We start from the raw sequence: 2,648 nt of genomic DNA, 5'->3' as shown, positions 1-2,648 counted from the left end.
CGCTGGCCGCGCACGCCGCGGGGCTGCTGGGGCGCGACCGGGAGGAGCTGCGCGCCGGGCGGGCGGTGGCGTCGTCGATCACCAACGACCGCTGGCGCTCCGACCTCCGCGCCGACGTCCCCACCGTCACCGCCGAGGAGGCGGGCGGCAACCTCGCCGGGATCGCCGCCGGGCATCACGTGACGCTCTTCGCCCACTACGACACGGACGCCGTGGGGCACCGCGGCTCGCTGGCCGACTGCGTGGCGGCCCTGGAACGGGTGGACGCCTTCTTGGGCGGCGTGGTGGACGCCCTCCCGGACGACGCCCTGCTGATGGTCGCCAGCGACCACGGCAACGTGGAGGACGTCACCGCCGGCCACACGCTGAACCCCGTGCCCGTCATCGCGGTGGGGCGGGGGAGGGAGGCGCTCGCGGAGCGCGTCCGCGACCTCACCGACGTCACCCCCGCGCTGCTGGAGCTGCTCGGCATTCCCTGACGAGGCGATCGGCCCTCGCCGTTCGCAGTCTGTCCCCCGTAACCTGTCCCCTCTCCCCCATGCAGTTCAGAGCGGTCCTGTACGACTTCGACGGCACCCTGGCGGACACCACGGAGCTCATCATGCGCTCCTACCGGCACACCATGCGGACCCACCTCGGCCAGGTGCCGCCCGACGAGGAGTGGCTGAGCGGCTTCGGGATGACACTGGAGACGCAGATCGCCCGCTTCGCCCGCTCCGCGACGGAGGCGGAGGCCATGCTCCACAGCTACCGCGAGTACCAGCGCGCGCACCACGACCGGATGGTGGCGCCCTTCCCGGACACGCTGGCAACGGTGGACGAGCTGCGGCGGCGCGGCATCCGGCTGGCGATCGTCACCAGCAAGCACCGCGAGAGCGCCCTGCGCGGGATGAACCTGTGCGGGATCGTGGACCACTTCCCCGTGATCGTGTCCCCGGAGGACGTGGCCCAGCCCAAGCCGCACCCGGAGCCGGTGCTCCGTGCGCTGGAGCGGCTCGGCGTCGCCGCCGGGGAGGCGCTCTTCGTGGGCGACTCCCCGCACGACATGGCGGCGGGGCGCGCGGCGGGGACGCGCACGGCGGGCGCGCTCTGGGGGCCGTTCCCGCGCGAGGCGCTGGAGCGCGAGCGGCCGGACTGGATGCTGGCGGCGCCGGGGGAGGTGCTGGTCGTCGTCGGAAAGGGGGGCTGAGGCGGCCGCGCCTACGCTTTGCGCTCCGCGTCGGCGGGGGGTATCTTCCCGCCCGCGCGGTCCACCCGGCCGCGGCGGGTTCACGGAAGCTTGCCGGCGCCGCGCGGGCGCCGTTCATTTCAGAGAAGGAGCGACTGGTATGCGGATGCTCGTGCTCGGCGCGGGGCTGCAGGGATCGGCGTGTGCGTACGACCTGCTCGCGCACACCGACTACGACGTGGTCATCGCCGACATCGACGTCGACAACGTCGCCGAGTTCCTCCAGCCCTACGTCGGCGGCCGTCTCACCCTGCAGAGGGTGGACGCCAACGACCGTGCCGCCGTGCGGGCCGTGATGGAAGGGGCGACGGCAACCATGAGCGCCTTCCCGTACTACTTCAACCTGGGGATGGCCGTCGCCGCGATCGACGCGGGCTCCCACTTCTGCGACCTGGGCGGCAACACCGAGATCGTGCTGCAGCAGAAGGAGCTGCACGACCGCGCCCGCGAGCGGGGCGTCAGCGTGATCCCCGACTGCGGCCTGGCTCCCGGGATGGTCAACATCCTGGCCCAGTACGGCGTCAGCCGGCTGGACGAGACGCACGCCGTGCGCATCAAGGTGGGCGGGCTCCCGCAGAACCCCGAGCCCCCGCTCAACTACCAGATCGTCTACTCGCTGGAGGGCGCGCTCGACTACTACACCACCCTCTCCTGGGTCCTGCGCGACGGCAGGCCCACCCAGGTGAAGGCGCTCTCCGAGGTGGAGGAGCTGGAGTTCCCCGGCGCGGGCACGCTGGAGGCCTTCCACACGGCGGGCGGCCTCTCCACGATGGCGCAGAGCTACGAGGGGAAGGTCCCCACCATGGAGTACAAGACGCTGCGCTATCCCGGCCACGCGAAGATCATGGAGGCCGTCCGCGACCTGGGCCTGCTGGAGCTGGAGCCGGTGGACGTCAAGGGGACCAAGGTGGTCCCGCGCGACGTGTTCATCTCCGTCGTGGGGCCGCGGCTGCGCAAGGACTACCGCGCCAGCCCGGACATGGTGGTGCTCCGCGTGGAGGCCGAGGGGATCAGGGACGGAGAGCCCGCGCTGCTCCGCTGGGACCTGCTCGACCGGTTCGACGCGAAGACCGGGATCACCGCGATGATGCGGACCACCGGCTTCTCGCTCGCCATCACCGGCGCCTTCCAGGCGCAGGGGATGATCCAGCCCGGCGTCTGGACCCCCGACGAGGCGATGCCCGCCCCGTCCTACATCGACGCCCTCGCCAACCGCGGCGTCGTCATCCACGAGCACCGCCTCTCGCCGGCCGCGGTGTAGCCGCGCCCGCTCGAGGACGCGAGACATGAGTCATCCCGAACTTTGGAAATGAGGTAGGAGCGAAGTTCGGAGACTCAGGCAGAGGAAGCAGATTGCAGCCCGAATGCGGTAGAGCGGAGTCGAGACCTCTCGGCTCCGCTTTCCTGTTCTGGGGCAGAA

At 71.6% G+C, this 2,648-nt stretch carries 3 protein-coding genes; all 3 read left to right on the top strand.

Translation table 11 applies throughout. From position 1 onward, the window contains the following. A partial coding sequence (locus tag VGR37_00055) for an alkaline phosphatase family protein (GenBank protein HEV2145785.1) occupies positions 1 to 479 on the top strand: 479 nt, incomplete at its 5' end. A 59-nt stretch (positions 480 to 538) separates the two neighbouring features. Next, on the top strand, positions 539 to 1,189 hold the full coding sequence (locus VGR37_00050) for an HAD-IA family hydrolase (protein HEV2145784.1): 651 nt from the start codon (positions 539 to 541) through the stop codon (positions 1,187 to 1,189). A gap of 139 nt (positions 1,190 to 1,328) precedes the next feature. Then, positions 1,329 to 2,489: a saccharopine dehydrogenase C-terminal domain-containing protein gene (locus VGR37_00045; GenBank protein ID HEV2145783.1), complete on the top strand. Its 1,161-nt coding sequence runs from the start codon at positions 1,329 to 1,331 to the stop codon at positions 2,487 to 2,489. The last annotated feature ends 159 nt before the right edge of the window (positions 2,490 to 2,648 follow it).

The organism is Longimicrobiaceae bacterium (assembly GCA_035936415.1).
Lineage (GTDB): Bacteria > Gemmatimonadota > Gemmatimonadetes > Longimicrobiales > Longimicrobiaceae > JAFAYN01.
Note: the sequence above shows the minus strand (reverse complement) of the source record. Positions and strands in the feature narration are given on the sequence as shown.

What these genes read in the sequence shown, in the direction of transcription:
- VGR37_00050 (HEV2145784.1), top strand. Translation starts at nt 539, where the DNA reads ATGCAGTTCAGAGCGGTCCTGTACGACTTCGACGGCACCCTGGCGGAC.
- VGR37_00045 (HEV2145783.1), top strand. Translation starts at nt 1,329, where the DNA reads ATGCGGATGCTCGTGCTCGGCGCGGGGCTGCAGGGATCGGCGTGTGCG.